This is a genomic window from Micromonospora sp. NPDC002575, from assembly GCF_042889525.1.
GTDB classification, from domain to species: Bacteria; Actinomycetota; Actinomycetes; order Mycobacteriales; family Micromonosporaceae; genus Micromonospora; species Micromonospora carbonacea.
Genome location: NZ_JBIARA010000014.1, coordinates 76,907 through 90,323 on the forward strand (window position 1 = coordinate 76,907; position 13,417 = coordinate 90,323).

14 protein-coding genes are annotated in these 13,417 nt (G+C 70.7%); 9 read left to right on the top strand and 5 right to left on the bottom strand.

Annotated elements, in window-relative coordinates; translation table 11 throughout:
• Positions 1–788 precede the first annotated feature (788 nt).
• From ACFYWL_RS21115 to ACFYWL_RS21135, 5 genes are all read left to right on the top strand, one after another.
• Positions 789–1,367 carry a hypothetical protein gene (locus ACFYWL_RS21115; RefSeq protein WP_386975172.1) on the top strand — a complete coding sequence of 193 codons (579 nt, stop codon included), beginning with the start codon at positions 789–791 and terminating at the stop codon, positions 1,365–1,367.
• Positions 1,368–1,502: 135 nt separating this feature from the next.
• Positions 1,503–1,871: a MerR family transcriptional regulator gene (locus ACFYWL_RS21120; protein WP_386975355.1), complete on the top strand. Its 369-nt coding sequence runs from the start codon at positions 1,503–1,505 to the stop codon at positions 1,869–1,871.
• Between the two features lie 179 nt (positions 1,872–2,050).
• Positions 2,051–2,977 (top strand): NADP-dependent oxidoreductase, encoded by a 927-nt coding sequence (locus ACFYWL_RS21125; RefSeq protein WP_386975174.1) that lies wholly within the window; start codon positions 2,051–2,053, stop codon positions 2,975–2,977.
• A gap of 93 nt (positions 2,978–3,070) precedes the next feature.
• Positions 3,071–3,901, top strand: coding sequence for a M23 family metallopeptidase (locus ACFYWL_RS21130; protein ID WP_386975176.1), 831 nt, complete (start codon positions 3,071–3,073; stop codon positions 3,899–3,901).
• Positions 3,902–4,198: 297 nt separating this feature from the next.
• Complete coding sequence (locus tag ACFYWL_RS21135) at positions 4,199–4,867, top strand: hypothetical protein (RefSeq protein ID WP_386975178.1); 669 nt, start codon at positions 4,199–4,201, stop codon at positions 4,865–4,867.
• A 106-nt stretch (positions 4,868–4,973) separates the two neighbouring features.
• Here the strand turns inward: ACFYWL_RS21135 and ACFYWL_RS21140 are convergent, their stop codons facing one another.
• Positions 4,974–5,849: a glycoside hydrolase family protein gene (locus ACFYWL_RS21140; protein WP_386975180.1), complete on the bottom strand. Its 876-nt coding sequence runs from the start codon at positions 5,847–5,849 to the stop codon at positions 4,974–4,976.
• Positions 5,850–6,173: 324 nt separating this feature from the next.
• Between ACFYWL_RS21140 and ACFYWL_RS21145 the strand changes: the two genes are divergently transcribed.
• From ACFYWL_RS21145 to ACFYWL_RS21155, 3 genes are read left to right on the top strand one after another with little or no spacing between them, the layout of a single operon-like run.
• Positions 6,174–7,001, top strand: coding sequence for a hypothetical protein (locus ACFYWL_RS21145; RefSeq protein WP_386975182.1), 828 nt, complete (start codon positions 6,174–6,176; stop codon positions 6,999–7,001).
• Positions 6,998–7,393: a GntR family transcriptional regulator gene (locus ACFYWL_RS21150; protein ID WP_386975184.1), complete on the top strand. Its 396-nt coding sequence runs from the start codon at positions 6,998–7,000 to the stop codon at positions 7,391–7,393. Before ACFYWL_RS21145 ends, ACFYWL_RS21150 begins: the two co-directional genes overlap by 4 nt.
• Positions 7,390–7,524 (top strand): hypothetical protein, encoded by a 135-nt coding sequence (locus ACFYWL_RS21155; protein ID WP_386975186.1) that lies wholly within the window; start codon positions 7,390–7,392, stop codon positions 7,522–7,524. Before ACFYWL_RS21150 ends, ACFYWL_RS21155 begins: the two co-directional genes overlap by 4 nt.
• A 24-nt stretch (positions 7,525–7,548) precedes the next feature.
• Here the strand turns inward: ACFYWL_RS21155 and ACFYWL_RS21160 are convergent, their stop codons facing one another.
• From ACFYWL_RS21160 to ACFYWL_RS21175, 4 genes are all read right to left on the bottom strand, one after another.
• Complete coding sequence (locus tag ACFYWL_RS21160) at positions 7,549–9,243, bottom strand: cellulose binding domain-containing protein (protein ID WP_386975188.1); 1,695 nt, start codon at positions 9,241–9,243, stop codon at positions 7,549–7,551.
• Positions 9,244–9,353: 110 nt separating this feature from the next.
• Positions 9,354–10,175 carry an alpha/beta fold hydrolase gene (locus ACFYWL_RS21165; protein WP_386975190.1) on the bottom strand — a complete coding sequence of 274 codons (822 nt, stop codon included), beginning with the start codon at positions 10,173–10,175 and terminating at the stop codon, positions 9,354–9,356.
• Between the two features lie 19 nt (positions 10,176–10,194).
• Positions 10,195–10,764 carry a DJ-1/PfpI family protein gene (locus ACFYWL_RS21170; protein ID WP_386975192.1) on the bottom strand — a complete coding sequence of 190 codons (570 nt, stop codon included), beginning with the start codon at positions 10,762–10,764 and terminating at the stop codon, positions 10,195–10,197.
• An 88-nt stretch (positions 10,765–10,852) separates the two neighbouring features.
• Complete coding sequence (locus tag ACFYWL_RS21175; protein ID WP_386975194.1) at positions 10,853–11,596, bottom strand: GntR family transcriptional regulator; 744 nt, start codon at positions 11,594–11,596, stop codon at positions 10,853–10,855.
• Positions 11,597–11,981: 385 nt separating this feature from the next.
• On the opposite strand from ACFYWL_RS21175, the gene ACFYWL_RS21180 reads away from it, so the two are divergent.
• Positions 11,982–13,415, top strand: a complete 1,434-nt coding sequence (locus ACFYWL_RS21180) for an extracellular solute-binding protein (protein ID WP_386975196.1) — start codon at positions 11,982–11,984, stop codon at positions 13,413–13,415.
• The last annotated feature ends 2 nt before the right edge of the window (positions 13,416–13,417 follow it).

The following is a 13,417-nucleotide window of genomic DNA, read 5'->3' on the forward strand; positions in this document are numbered from 1 at the left end:
CCGGGCGGCGGCCAGGTCGCCGGCGAGTAGAGCCTCGAAGACGGCCGGGCCCAGGCGGACGGAACATACGGACGGGGGTGCAGCGTGAGGCATGCCGGATATCATCGCAGGTCAATGCCCCGGAATCGTGGCAGGTTACAGAAGGACGATCCAGGTGGTGATCCTCAGGGGGCCTCGACCCGAGTGGTGAACCGGTGTCGGTGAATGCACTCGACCCTGATGGTGGAGTTGAAGGATTCCGCGGCGGCCAGCACACCCGCGTATGGGTGCCGACGCCGGTCGGTGCCGTTCGTTCGAGCAGTGGCCGTTCTGGCCGGGCCAGCAGCCTGCCGACGCACCGGTGGAATCGCGACCGGGCCTGCGGCCACCTGACGGCAGACAAGGGGCGACGCCGCTCGTCGGGCCATCGCCCGCCAGGTCGCCGCCGTCCGTGCGGGCGACGGCCCGACGGCCGGGCCGCATCCACACCGACGTTCGTCAATCTTGCCAGAGCCGATCGAGACGTGTTGGAATAGCTCATATCGCCGCAGCGCGGGGGCAACCGAGCTGAGAACGGCCAGCACGGGAGCATCGCAGTGTCGGCAGCGCGCCGCCTTGGCGGGCGCTCGCATGTCACATCGCCGGGCCACCGCCCTGATGACGGGCACCCTGCCGGGCGGGCACCCTCGCCCGCCAATCGTTCCCCCGGCACGTGTCCCCGACGGCCGACGCGCTCGACGCATGGCACTCGGAGGCAACCGATCCGGTCTCTCCGCACCACAGGACCGGCAACGAGGTGAAAGGCGATCATGGTTTCCCGAGAGAGTTTCGCGGGGTGGTATCGCCACCGCCTGGTATGGGTGGCGGTGATCCTGCTGACGGTGTCGGCCAGCGTGGTCGTACTCAACCGGGCCACCGGCCAGGAGGCGGAGCCGGCGGATCTGCAGACGCAGATCGTGGCCCGGATGCGCACCACCCTCGAACAGGCGGACCCGGGGCAGCACAACCACGCCGGGCACAACGCCCAGCAGGGCGTCACCGAGGAGAAGCCGCCGGTGATCTGCGGGGTCCGCGTCTACGGCCACGAGCCGGCCGGGGCCACCACGCTCGCCGACGTCCAGAAGGTCTACGGATTCCACCTCTGCGGAATCGCCGAGCAGAAGCGCCCCTGGGACGTGGCGGTCAAGCTGGCCGGCCCTTTGATCATGGACATGTCCACCGACCCCCCGGGCATCCAGGTCGTCGAGGCGACGGAGAACGTCAGGTTCATCGACCGGCTGCACGAGATGTTCCCGGCCAAGTACGCGACGCTGGCGCAGGAGGAGGCGCTGACCGCCGAGGAGATGGCCGACCTGCGCCGCCGGTACGACACCGCAGCCGGAATGTGACCATGCCAGGCGGCCGGACCGGACGTCGCACCCACCCACCCGACCGGCCGCCGGAGCCGGACCGCCTGACTGCGGGTGGGTAGCCTGGGCCTCACACCCGCGCGAGGCAGGACGGAAGGCAGGATGACCACCACCATCCGGATCGGTGAGCTCGCCGCCCGCACCGGGGTCAGCGTGCGGTCGCTGCGTTACTACGAGGAGCAGGGCCTGCTCACCAGCGCGCGCAGCCCGCGCGGTCACCGCCGCTACGACGAGGTCCAGGTCGAGCGGATCCGCCTGATCCAGCAGCTGTTCTCCGCCGGCCTGAGCAGTCGGACCATCGTCGACCTGCTGCCCTGCGTCGAGTCTCCGAGTGCGGACGCCTCCGAGGCGGCCCTGAAGCGCATGAGCCAGGAGCGCGACCGCCTCGATCAGCACATCGAGGACCTGATCAAGACCCGGGCGGCGCTGGACGACCTGATCGCCGCGAATCGGGCGCACCGGAGGGAACTCGCGAGAGCATGAGCAGCTCCGTGGTCGCCTCGCCCCCGGCGACGGGAACGGTACCGGGCTGACGCACTGCGGCCTCGTCCCCGCGCCCTGACCCCGCCCTGGTAGGTGTGAGTCGGGTTACACACCCTTGTTCCTGACATCGGTGTCAGTAATTAGCGTCGGCGGTCGACAACCAGTGAGGGAGTACGACGATGAGCCGTGCGTTCGGATACCGTGCCTTCGGCGGCCCGGAGGTCCAGTTCCACTTCGACCGACCCGATCCGCAGCCCCAGGTCGGGGAGATCCTCGTCAGGGTCCGGGCCGCCGGAGTAGCGCGCCTGGATCCCCTTCTGCGGTCCGGACGCGTCCGGGCGCTGAATGGACACCTACCGTTCCCGCAGGTGATGGGCATGGAGGCCGCCGGGGACGTGCTCGCGACCGGCGCCGGCGTCACCGACTTCGCGGTGGGCGACGCGGTGTTCGGGTTCGCGCTCAGCGGCGCCGGCACGTACGCCGAGACGACGGTCCTGCCGGCGGCGAACGCGGCGCGTAAGCCGGAGACGCTGTCCTACGAGTGGGCGGCGACCATTCCCGTGTCCGGCACGACGGCCCTCGACGCACTCGACTGGCTCGACCTGCCGGAGGGCGCGACGCTGCTGGTCAACGGCGTCGGGGGCAGCACCGGCCAGATCACCGCGCAGCTCGCCCGGGCGCGGGGGCTCAGGGTGATCGGGACCGGCAGCGACAGCAAGCGTGCCGGGGCCGAGGCTCTCGGCGTGGCCTTCGTCAGCTACACCGCCGGTGACGTCCCCGGACAGGTTCGGCATCTCGCCCCGTCCGGTGTCGATGGCCTGATCGACCTCGTCGGCGGCGAGGCGCTACGGTCGGTCGCCCCGCTGATCACGGACGCCGGGCACGTGTTGTCGGCGGCCGACGACACGGTACGCGAACTGGGCGGCGAGTACCTGCCCCGTCGCCTCGACCGGGCGTCGCTCGAGACCGTGGCCGCGCTGATGGCGGACGGCACCGTCGACCCGCACATCACACGAGTGTTCGCCTTCGGGCAGAGCGCGGAGGCGGTGGCGGCCGTGGAGACCGGTCACACGGCCGGAAAGCTGGTGCTTGCCGTCTCCGCCTGACCACCCCGGCACCGCCCCTGTCGCGGGGTGCGGCAACACGGTCCGCGGAAGAGAACCCTTGCCCCGCAACGGACGCAGCCTTAGGTTGCATTGATGATCCTCAGCGAGGAGCCTCGCCCTGACCCCCCTCGGAATGTCAGCCACGGCGATCTGCGGCCCGAGGACCTCGGCGGCATCGCCTACCTGCGGGGGCTCTCGAGACGGGGGTTCATCACCGGCGCGGCGTTGGCGGCCTCCGGGGTGTCGGCCGCCTTCGCCCTGCTGCCCGACTCCGCTCAGGCGGCTGGCGGCTATCAGCGGCCGTGCGGCAATGTCCGGATCTCGAGTTCCTGGCAAGACCACCGGAACCGGACGCCGCCCTCGGGTGAGCCGGGCACCGACTATGCGGTCGGCACCGGCACTCCCGTCATGGCCGCCGCGAACGGCACGATCCGTCTCGTGAAGACCGACGCCTCCACCGCGGCCGGGCGCGTCGTGGGGATGGCCCACGATGATGGCAACTACACCCGGCACCTGCACCTTTCGACGATCACCGTCTCCGCCGGCCAACGTGTGTCGCGGGGCCAGACGATCGCCTACTCCGGCGCCTCGGCGAACGGCAGCGACCACGGTGTCGGGCCGCACGTGCACACGAGCCTCTGGCTGAACACCGGCGGCCCGACGAACTTCGGCGCGACCGTCGATTTCGAGAACCACGTCGGAGACGTCGCCACTCCCCACCCGCCCGACCAGGAGGTAGACGAAGTGTTCATCGCGAATGTGCGGGGCAACTGGTACCTCGTGGTCCCCCAGGGCACCGGCAAGCCACGGGCGGTGGTCCTTGGTGGCGACAGCAACGCCGCCGCTTCCGGCATCCCCGTCCTGAACTTCAGCTGGGATCCGTCGATCAACGCGCTCAGGGCCGCGGTCGACGGCATCGGTTGAGAGGTGGCGTGCCGCGTCACGACGGCCCGGGATCGAATGCCACCGCTTACGCACGCCGCCGAGGCTTCGGCTGCCCGTTGAGGGCGGCGCTGACGTGGATCTCGCTGTCGGCACGGCACCGTCCCGGGTCGATTGCCCGGTGGCGCTGTCCACGATGATCGTCGGGTCACCGTGCCCGCCCTCGACCAGGTGGCCGCGATGCGGGGCCTCGACTCGGGCCTCGCGACGAACGCGGTGGCAGTCCGGGGCTGGCGGGGGCGCAGTACGCTGCCGCCGACTTCATCGAAAGGAACATGCATGCGCAGGACGCTGCTGCCGCTGGCCGCGCTCGCCCTCGTCTTCGTGGCGGGCGGGTGCACGATCGAGATCAACGGCGGTGCCACGCCTGGCCCCGACGGCACCACCGCGCCGTCGGACTCGCCGGTGGCCGAGCCGCCGTTCGGCGACGGCAGCAGCGCGGACGACAACGTCTCGCCGACCGCCGCGCCGACCGCGAAGGTCGCCGCGCTCACCTGCGACCAGGTGGCCGAATCGGAGCTGGGCAGCGCCAAGGTGCGCTACAACGACTACCCCGACCCGATCCCGCTGACCGAGGGGCGCTGGGCCGGTGAGGACGGCGTGGTGGTCGCCCTGCAACCGCCGTGCGCGATCGGTGACCTGACCGGCGACGGCGCTGCCGACGCGGTGCGCGCGATCATGCTCGACGGCGGCGGGACGGGCAAGTTCTGGGGCATCGTGCTCTGGCGCAACGTCAAGGGCGTCCCGGCCTACGTCGGCACGGTCGACCTCGGCGACCGCACCCCGGTCGAGAAGGTCACCATCAGTGCCGGCCAGGCGCAGGTGGTCTATCTGACCCGACCCGACGACGCCTCGATGGCCGAGTTGGTGATCGAGCGGACGGGCACCTACCGGCTCATCGACGGCAAGCTGCAGGAGATCGGGTACGTCGACAAGCCGCATTCCTAGTCCGCGCCGGCTCTGGTCTGCGGACCGGCGAGGGAGGACCACGCGCTGACGTCACCGCCCATCGATGCGGCATCGCCAGCGCGTGGCCCGTCCTGCCCCCCGGCAGTCAGCAATAGATGTCGAGCACCGTGATCCAGTGGTCGTTGTAGAACACGTCGATCTTCTTGAAGTTGCAGCGCAGCACGCCGGTACCGCCGTCGGCGGTGCCGGTGCCGTTCGATGGCTGGAAGGTGGTCACGCCGCCCGGGTACCCCGTCCCACCGTGGTGGGCATAGCCGGGAATGTCGGACGACACCGGAGGGATCACCGGAACGACGCCCGGGGGCAGCGGATCACACATCATTCCCCGGCGCATCAGGGTCACGTCCTGGCTGGCGCGGGTGCCCGTCTGCTGTTTCCAGGCCGAGTTCTCCATCTCGGAGGCTGCCGTCTCGTAGTCCCCCCGGTCGAGGGCTGCCAGCATGTTGTGGAACTGGGCCACACCGGCCCGTCCGAGGTTGAAGATCATGTCGATCACGACGGCCTGCCGGGCCGTCGACAGTTGGTCGAAGTTCACGAGCAGGGTGTACGCGTCGCTGGTCGCTTCCGCGATGGTCTGCTCGAACAGGATGGTGATCTGGACCTGTGTCAGGTCGACCCGGCCGGCCCGTACGTCGTCGTAGTTGGCGCCTACGGCGGCAAGGCGCGCTCGGGCGTCGGCCCGGTCGAGATTGAAGCCGATGCCGACCGTCGGGTGTCCCTTCGTGTCGACGTAGACGTGCGGATCCCCGGCGAGTCCGCGCGGGCTCTCGTGTTTGGCGACGAAGTCCTTGAACTCGCTGATCTCCATGTCGCGCGGCGCCTTGCCGATCGGACAGGGCCCGGCCGATGGCTCCGTCGGCCTGGTCGGCGGACGTTGCGGGCCATCGGCCGTGGCGGGATCCGGCCCCACCACGACGGCAGCGACGAACATGACGCTCACGCCGACCAGGAGCAGAACCATACTGGTACGCCAGCGGCGCGGGAACAGGCGCATCGGACCTCTCTTCACGGCACGGTGGAATCCGCACGACCGGATGAAACGGCGAGAAGTGCGGGGGACAGAGGCTTTCTCAAGCCCTCATGGCGACTCAGGCTAGCCACGCGTTCCGTTCGGCCACCATCCCAGAACTATGGGATATCCGGTTGTTTCCTCCTCTTGGAGGAGGTCGACAAGCCTGCGCACGCGGTGTTCCCGGGGCTGCCCCGTTCGCCGCTCCGCCCCGATTGACTTGTCGCAAGGCTTGACGCATCATCTTGAGACAAGGGTTGCGACATAGGAGACGACATGCCGAAGACGACGGTGCCGGACGTCGACCCACCCGCGCGTCCGGCGGACCTGGAGCGGGCCGGCGAGTGGCTGGCCGGGCACGGCCTGGCCGGCGCGGGGGCGACCCCGTTGCTGGCGACGCGGCTGGCCGTCCGGCGACGCGCCCGTCTGGCCGCTTCCGTCCTGCTGGCCGTGTTCATCATCGCGGTCGCTCTCATCTACACCGGCGCCACCTTTGACGGTTGGGGGTCGTACCGGCGCTGGTCGCTGTTGGTCCTGACGGCGCTGGTGGTCGGGTTGGTGCTGGCCCAGTCGCTGCTGGACTGGCGGGTGCGGCAGGCCGACCGCCGGGCCGGCGCGACGTTGTCGCGACGGGCGGCCCTCCCGGTCCGGCTCGGCTGGCGCACCGTGCTCGGCTGGCCGCGCGCCGCGGTCGCGGTCGCCACCGTCGCGGGCGCGGTGGCGCTGGCGGTCGCCGCCCTGACCCGGCCGGACTCCACCACGAGGCACGCGGCGGTCGTCCTGCTCATCGGCCTGTGCGGGGTCGCGGTCGGCATGGTGGTGCAGTTGCGCCACATCGTGACGCACCCGGTCGTGGCAGACGACGAGGTCTCGCTGACCGCCGACGTCATCATGCGGGTCGAGGACGCCCGGGACGTCGCCGTGCCGACCGTGGTGTGGTCGCTGCCGGTCGTGTCGGTGTTCAGCACCGCCCTTGGTTGGTGGAACGCCGCCTGGCTTGCCTTCATCGTCCTGGGCGTCGTCACGCTCGCCGTGATCAACTCGCGGACCGCGCGCAGCGGCATGGTGGCGCGGCAAGCCACGGGCACCCGGCGAGCCGCATGATCGTCATCGACTCGGCGTCGCCCGTCCCGCCGTTCGAGCAGCTCCGTGCCCAGCTCGCCCAGCAGATCCAGGACCGCGCGCTGGCCGTGGGTGCCCGGCTGCCGACCATCCGCCGGCTGGCCGCAGACCTCGGCCTGGCCGTCAACACCGTCGGCCGCGCCTACCGGGAACTGGAGGAAGCGGGGTTGATCGAGACCCGCGGGCCAGCCGGCTCGTTCGTGTCCGCAGCCGGCGAGAAGGGACGCGAACGGGCAAGCCGGGCCGCCGCCGAGTACGCCGCCGTCATCGCCAGCATCGGCCTCGACGCCAACGAGGCCCTCCGCATCGTCCAGGCGGCTCTGCACAGGCGCATCGCCGTGTCCCCCGGCACACCCGAGGCGAACGAAACGTGACCTGGCCGCGCCCGGCGGCCTCCCGGGCGGACAACGCGGCCGTCGCGCTGGACGGGTCCATCGATCGGGTACGGCGTGCGCACCCGGACCGCCCGGAGCTGTGGGCGGCGCTGATCCACACCGGCCCCTGACCCGCCGGCCCGACTAAACCCGGGTCACAGGCAGGGGGCGCCGTTGAGGGAGAAGCTCGTGGGGGCGGCGTTGCTGCCGCTCCACGTGCCCTGGAAGCCGAAGGTGACGCTCGCGCCGGCCGCGATCGTGCCGTTCCAGTTGGCGTTGCGGATCGTGACGGCGGAGCCGGACTGGGCGTAGGTGGCGCTCCAGAGCGTCGTGATCCGCTGTTCGCCCGGGAACGTGAAGGCCAGGGCCCAGCCGTCGACGGCGGCCGTGGCGGCGTTCTTGACCGTGACGTCGGCGACGAATCCGCCGGGCCATTCCGACTGCTTCTGGTAGGTCACCTCACAGGTGGGGCTGGGCGGCGGAGTGGTCGGGCCGGTCGGCGGGTCGACCCGGACCTCGTTGGTCGCGATCGACACGTTGCCCGCCGCGTCCCGGGCCCGTACGTAGTAGCGGTTGGGCGCGGACGGCGCGAGTGACACCTGGTAGCTGGTGCCCGGCACGGTGGCCACCAGCATCGAGTTGAAGACCCCGTCCCAGCGGTAGACGTGGTAGCCGGTCACCCCGACGTTGTCCGTCGACGGCGTCCAGCTCAGCTTGGCGGTCGTGGTGGTCACGTCGGTGACGGTCAGCGTCCCCGGGGCGCTCGGCGGCACGGTGTCGGGGCCGGCGTCGGTCGCCGGGGTGACGATGGTCAGCGGGTCTGACGACGGTGAGCTGTGCCCGCCCGAGTCGCTGGCCTGCACGATGACGCGATACTGCGTGGCCGGCTTGAGGGTGATCGTGGCCGTGGTGACGTTGCCGACCCGGACGGATTCCCCCAGGTCGTGGAACGCCTGGAAGTATCCGATCGTGTATCCGGTGACGTCGCAGCACCCGGGCTCGGCGGCCGTCCAGGTCAGGGTGGCCGACGTCGAGGTGATCCGGCTGACCGCCAGGTCTCTCGGCGGGGTCGGCGGGAGGTCGGCCGGGGGCGTCGAGCTGGTCGCGTCGACCGTGTTGGACGCGGCCGACAGGTTGCCCGCGGCGTCCTTGGCGCGCACGTAGAACTGGATGCGTGGGCCGGGTCCCGTCGTGGCCGAGGGTGGCAGCTGGTACGTCGTCGACGTGGTGGTGCCGAGCAGCAGGGAGGTGTACCAGCCGTCGTACCTGTAGACCTGGTAGCCGGTCACGCCGACGTTGTCCGGCGCGGCCGACCAGTACAGGGTGCCGTTGCGGTTGGTCAGGTTCGTCGGCGAGCCCGGCGGCACGGTGTCCGGGCCGCTGTCGGTGGCCGGCGCCACCACGACGATCTGGTTCGACCAGGGGGAGGTGCGTCCCGTCGAGTCCTTGGCCGCCACCCTGATGGTGTACTGGCGGGTCGGCGAGATGGTGATCGTGGCGGTGGTGACGTTCCCGACCGTGGTGGTCGGGACCACGTCGCTGAACGGCTCGGGGTACATGATGGTGTAGTTGGTGATCGCGCAACAGCCGGGGACGGCGGCGGCCCAGCTCAGGGTGACCGCCGTCGAGGTCACCCGGGTGGCCGTGAGCAGCGTCGGTGGGGCCGGCGGCGCCGGTGTGCTGGGCGGGGTCGACGGCGGGGCGGTGGCCGCCCGCGTCGAGACGGTGCCGGCGCCGGCCGCGGGTGTGGTCACCAGACCCACGCCCAGCACCGCGGCGGGCAGGGCGGCGACGGCCACGAAGGCCGGCCACAGGCGGCGGAACAACGATCCGGGACTGGCGTTCACCATACGTGAACCATGTCGCTACAGATAGATGAACGTCAAGATGATGCCTGACAGCTGAGATGCGCGACGGTGCGGCGTGGGATGCGTCCGACGGCGCTGGTGCACCGCAGCGATCAGTGGCGGCGGTGCCCGTGCAGGAAGCACGACAGCAGGTGCCTGAACTCGTCCGGATGCTCGATCGCCGGCACGTGCCCGCATCGGCCGAGCACGTGCAGACGGACATCGGCCAGGTGTCCGAGCAGGGGCTGGGCTGCCGTCGCGAGCGGGGTGACCCGGTCCTCTGCGCCGTGGACGAGCAGCACGGGCGCGCGCACCGCCGCCAGCGTCTGCGCCGAGAGGGTGAGGTCGTCGGCCCAGCGCGCCCTGGGCGGCGGGAACAACGACGCGAACGCGGCTGCCCCCGCCCGCATCGCGGCGGCACGGGCCTCGACGGCCGCATCGGTCACGAGCGCCTGGTCGAGGACGAGGCGACTGAGCATGTCCCGGGCCCCGGGCGGGCCGGCGGGGGCGGCCCAGATCGCGTCGAGCTCGGCCGACAGCGGCGCCCCGGGGGCGCCCATCGTCGAGACCGCCACGACACGGGTGACCTGCCGGGGGCGCGCGGCGGCCAACGCCAGCGCCACGGCGCCGCCCATGGAGTGACCCACCACGGCGTAGTGCTCGATGCCGAGAGCGTCCATCAGGCCCGCGGCCTGCTCCGTCCACAGCCGGAGCCCACCCCGGGCGCCCGCCGGGACGGGCGTGCGGCCGAACCCCGCCTGGTCGGGGGCCAGCACGTGCCAGGACGTGCCCAGCGCCTGCGCCGTCGGCGCCCAGGCTCCGGACCCGGTCGTGCCGGGTCCGGAGCCGTGCAGCATCAGCACCGCCGGCCCGGCGCCGCTCTCGAAGACGTGGACGGGGGAGCCGTCGACGGTGACGGTCCGACGTGCCGTCACCGGAGCAGGCCGGGTGCGCTCATGCCGACGCGGGGTCGACGGACTTCGAGAAGACCTCCATCATCGCCCTGCCGAACTGCGGCATGTCGGGCCACCCCCGGCAGGAGACGAGGTTGCCGTCCACGACGTCGGGAGCGTCGACGACCGTCGCGCCCGCGTTCTCCATGTCACCGGTGATCGGGGGGAAGCACGCGGTCTTCCGGCCCTTCAGCAGCCCGTACACCGCTGGCACCTGCGCGCCGTGGCACACCAGCGCGATGGGGAGGTTGCGGGCGAAGAAGTGCTCGGTGATGCGCCTGACGTCGGCGTCGACCCGGATCCACTCGGGGGCCCGTCCCCCGGGGATGATGAGGGCGTCGTAGCGCTCGACGTCGACCTCGGCCCAGGGCACGTCGACCGGCAGCTTCCGGCCGTTCTTCTCCACGTAGGCGTCGGAGTTGGGGTCGAACTCGTGGATGACCAGTTGCACGTCGCGTCTCGTCCGCGACGAGACGTCGACGTCCCAGCCGCCCTCCTGCACGCGGTAGTAGGGGTACATGGTGTCGAGTTCCTCGGCGGCGTCGCCGGTCAGGAGCAGCGCTCTGGGCACCTGCTTCTCCTCGCATTGTGGTGGCGGTGAGGTGGACGCGATCCAATCCGATCCGATTGGGCTAGCATTCCTCCGCCCCGCCCGCCCGTCAAGCCTCTACCGCCATCGGGTCCGCGTCCCTGATCTCGTCGAACAGCCGCCGGAAACGCTCGCCGGACCGCAGGATGTGCCGACGCATCGCGTAGGCGGCGGCGTCGGGGTCACGCGCGGCGATCGCGGCCACGACGTCCTCGTGCTCGGCCATGGCCAGGTGGGTGACCTGGGTGTCGTGGTGCAGCCGGAAGAGGTGCACGTGACTGTGCAGGCGAGCGAGCGTTTCACGGATGACCTGGTTCTCGGCGCTCAGGGCGACGAGATCGTGGAAGGCGGCGTCGCGCAGCCCGAAGGCGCCATAGGCCGTGGGCCCGCTGCCCCCCTCCAGCTCCGCCATCTCCTCCAGCATTCGCCGCAGGCCGGCGACCTGCGCCAAGGATGCGCGTTCGGCGGCTCTGCGCGCCGCCGCCGGCTCGAGAAGCAGGCGGACCTCGAGCATGTCCTCGAACCGGTTGCGGGTGATCTGGGGTGGAATGCGGTAGCCGGCATGGGGCACACGCACGACCAGGCCCTCGGCCTCCATGCGGTTCAGGGCGTCCCGGATCGGCGTCTGCGAGACCCCCAGCTCCCGCGCCAGGACGTCGATCGTGACGCGGGAGCCGGGCTCGATCCGTAGCGACATGAGCTGCCCGAGCAGCGTGTCGTACACCTCGTCGGCAAGCCGGCCGCCAGATCTTCCCGGCGACGTTCCGCCCGTCACGCCCCTACGGCCCCGCGCGATCATCGCTTCGTCGTCCATCGTGACGTGAGGTCCTTTCCTGCATCTTCGGGAACCTGTTGACATCAGTCACAACGCTGCGACATGCTGACGCCCCCGCTCGATCGTATAGGAAATCCGGACGAGCGCCCGTCATCCTGCACCGCCGGAACCACCTACCACCGCTCCACTCGATCACCTGATCGCTCCCATGAGCATGCTCGACGTCCCTCCCCGGCCGTCACCGGGCCGGATGGGCGGAGGGCCGCTCGACGGCGCGAGGACCCGGCGCGTCCCGGCGCGCTCGCGACGCCGACCCCCGCGGGTCGGCCCCGCGACGGCCCGGCGACACGCCTGAACGACCCGGCACCTGCTCGGCGAAGCACCTAGCGAGGCTCCACACCCCCACCAGAAAGCAGGCCAGAAGATGCGGCATCCGAAGCTGACAGGACGATTGTCCGTTCCCGGGCGAAAGGCGCGGCTGGCGACGGCGGCCATGCTGCTGGTCGCCACCACCCTGGCGGCCTGCGGCGATGGCCAGGGCGACGACGCGAAGGCGAGCGCCCCCAAGGCTCCGGCGACCATCCCGGAACTCACCAACGACCCGCTGACCCTCAGCTTCATCTGGTTCGACTGGCCTCCCGCCCACGCGCTGGAAGCCTTCGCGAACGCCGAGTACAAGAAGGTGCGGCCGAACGCGACCATCAAGGTCAACACTGTGCCGAACGCGAACTGGCACGACGCGATGTTCACCCAGTTCGCCGCGCGCAAGACCGACTTCGACATCGCGATCCTGGACTCGCAGCACATCGGCGAGGCCGTGACGAACGGCAACATCCTCGACCTCACCGACTTCGTCAAGAACAACATCGACGTCAACGCCTACAACCCGTACCTCCTGGCGGCCTACGGCCAGTTCCCGCAGGCGGAGACCGGCAAGCGCGACGAGAACGCCAGCCTGTACGGGCTGCCGCTGCTCGGCGACACCTGGACGATGATCTACCGCAAGGACCTGATCGGCGACAAGCCACCGCAGACCTGGGACGAGATGATCTCAGTCGCCGAGAAGTGCCAGGCGGACAACCCCGGCGTCAGCGGGCTGGCCTTCCACCAGGCCAACGGCTCCGACGCCGCGGCCGTCACCTACAACACGGTCAACGGCGTCTACGGCGGCAACCTCTGGGACCCCAAGACGCGCAAGATCGAGGGCGTCCTCAACGACGCCGCGGGCCAGGAGGCGATGGACGTCCTGGTCAACAAGATGAAGCCGCTGACCGCCAAGGGCTCCGGCAACTGGTTCATCGACGAGGTCAACGCGGCGGTCGCCCAGGGCAAGGCATGCATCGCGTTCAACTGGATCGCGGCGAGCGGCGGCCTGCTCGATCCGAAGCAGTCGACGCTCGGCGCCACGCGGGAACAGATCCTCGACAAGCTGGGCTTCGCCACCCTGCCGAGCCAGAAGACGAACCTGGTCCCTCTCGGCGGCATGGGGATGCACGTCTCGGCCTACTCCCCCGCGGCGAACCAGGCGGAGGCCCTGAACTTCATGAAGTGGTTCGAGCAGGCCGACATCCAGAAGAAGTGGGCCGCGGCCGGTGGCGTGCCAGCGCGCACGGACGCCCTGGAGTCGCCGGAGTTCCTCAACGCCGGGCCGTTCAACCGGGTGTACGCCGACTCGGTTCCGCGGATGCGGGACATGTGGAACGTGCCCGAGTACGCGCGCCTCGTCGACATCGAGAACACCAACGTGAACGCGGCCCTCAACGGCGCGAAGAAGCCGAAGGACGCGCTCGACGACATCGCCAGGGAGCAGCAGGGCGTGCTCGACTCGAGCGGTCGCAAGGGCGGCGGCGGACTGTGAGT

Coding starts and splice junctions, on each gene's coding strand:
- ACFYWL_RS21115 (WP_386975172.1), top strand. CDS start 789: ATGGTTTCCCGAGAGAGTTTCGCGGGGTGGTATCGCCACCGCCTGGTA.
- ACFYWL_RS21125 (WP_386975174.1), top strand. CDS start 2,051: ATGAGCCGTGCGTTCGGATACCGTGCCTTCGGCGGCCCGGAGGTCCAG.
- ACFYWL_RS21130 (WP_386975176.1), top strand. CDS start 3,071: ATGATCCTCAGCGAGGAGCCTCGCCCTGACCCCCCTCGGAATGTCAGC.
- ACFYWL_RS21135 (WP_386975178.1), top strand. CDS start 4,199: ATGCGCAGGACGCTGCTGCCGCTGGCCGCGCTCGCCCTCGTCTTCGTG.
- ACFYWL_RS21140 (WP_386975180.1), bottom strand. CDS start 5,849: ATGGTTCTGCTCCTGGTCGGCGTGAGCGTCATGTTCGTCGCTGCCGTC.
- ACFYWL_RS21145 (WP_386975182.1), top strand. CDS start 6,174: ATGCCGAAGACGACGGTGCCGGACGTCGACCCACCCGCGCGTCCGGCG.
- ACFYWL_RS21150 (WP_386975184.1), top strand. CDS start 6,998: ATGATCGTCATCGACTCGGCGTCGCCCGTCCCGCCGTTCGAGCAGCTC.
- ACFYWL_RS21160 (WP_386975188.1), bottom strand. CDS start 9,243: ATGGTGAACGCCAGTCCCGGATCGTTGTTCCGCCGCCTGTGGCCGGCC.
- ACFYWL_RS21175 (WP_386975194.1), bottom strand. CDS start 11,596: ATGGACGACGAAGCGATGATCGCGCGGGGCCGTAGGGGCGTGACGGGC.
- ACFYWL_RS21180 (WP_386975196.1), top strand. CDS start 11,982: ATGCGGCATCCGAAGCTGACAGGACGATTGTCCGTTCCCGGGCGAAAG.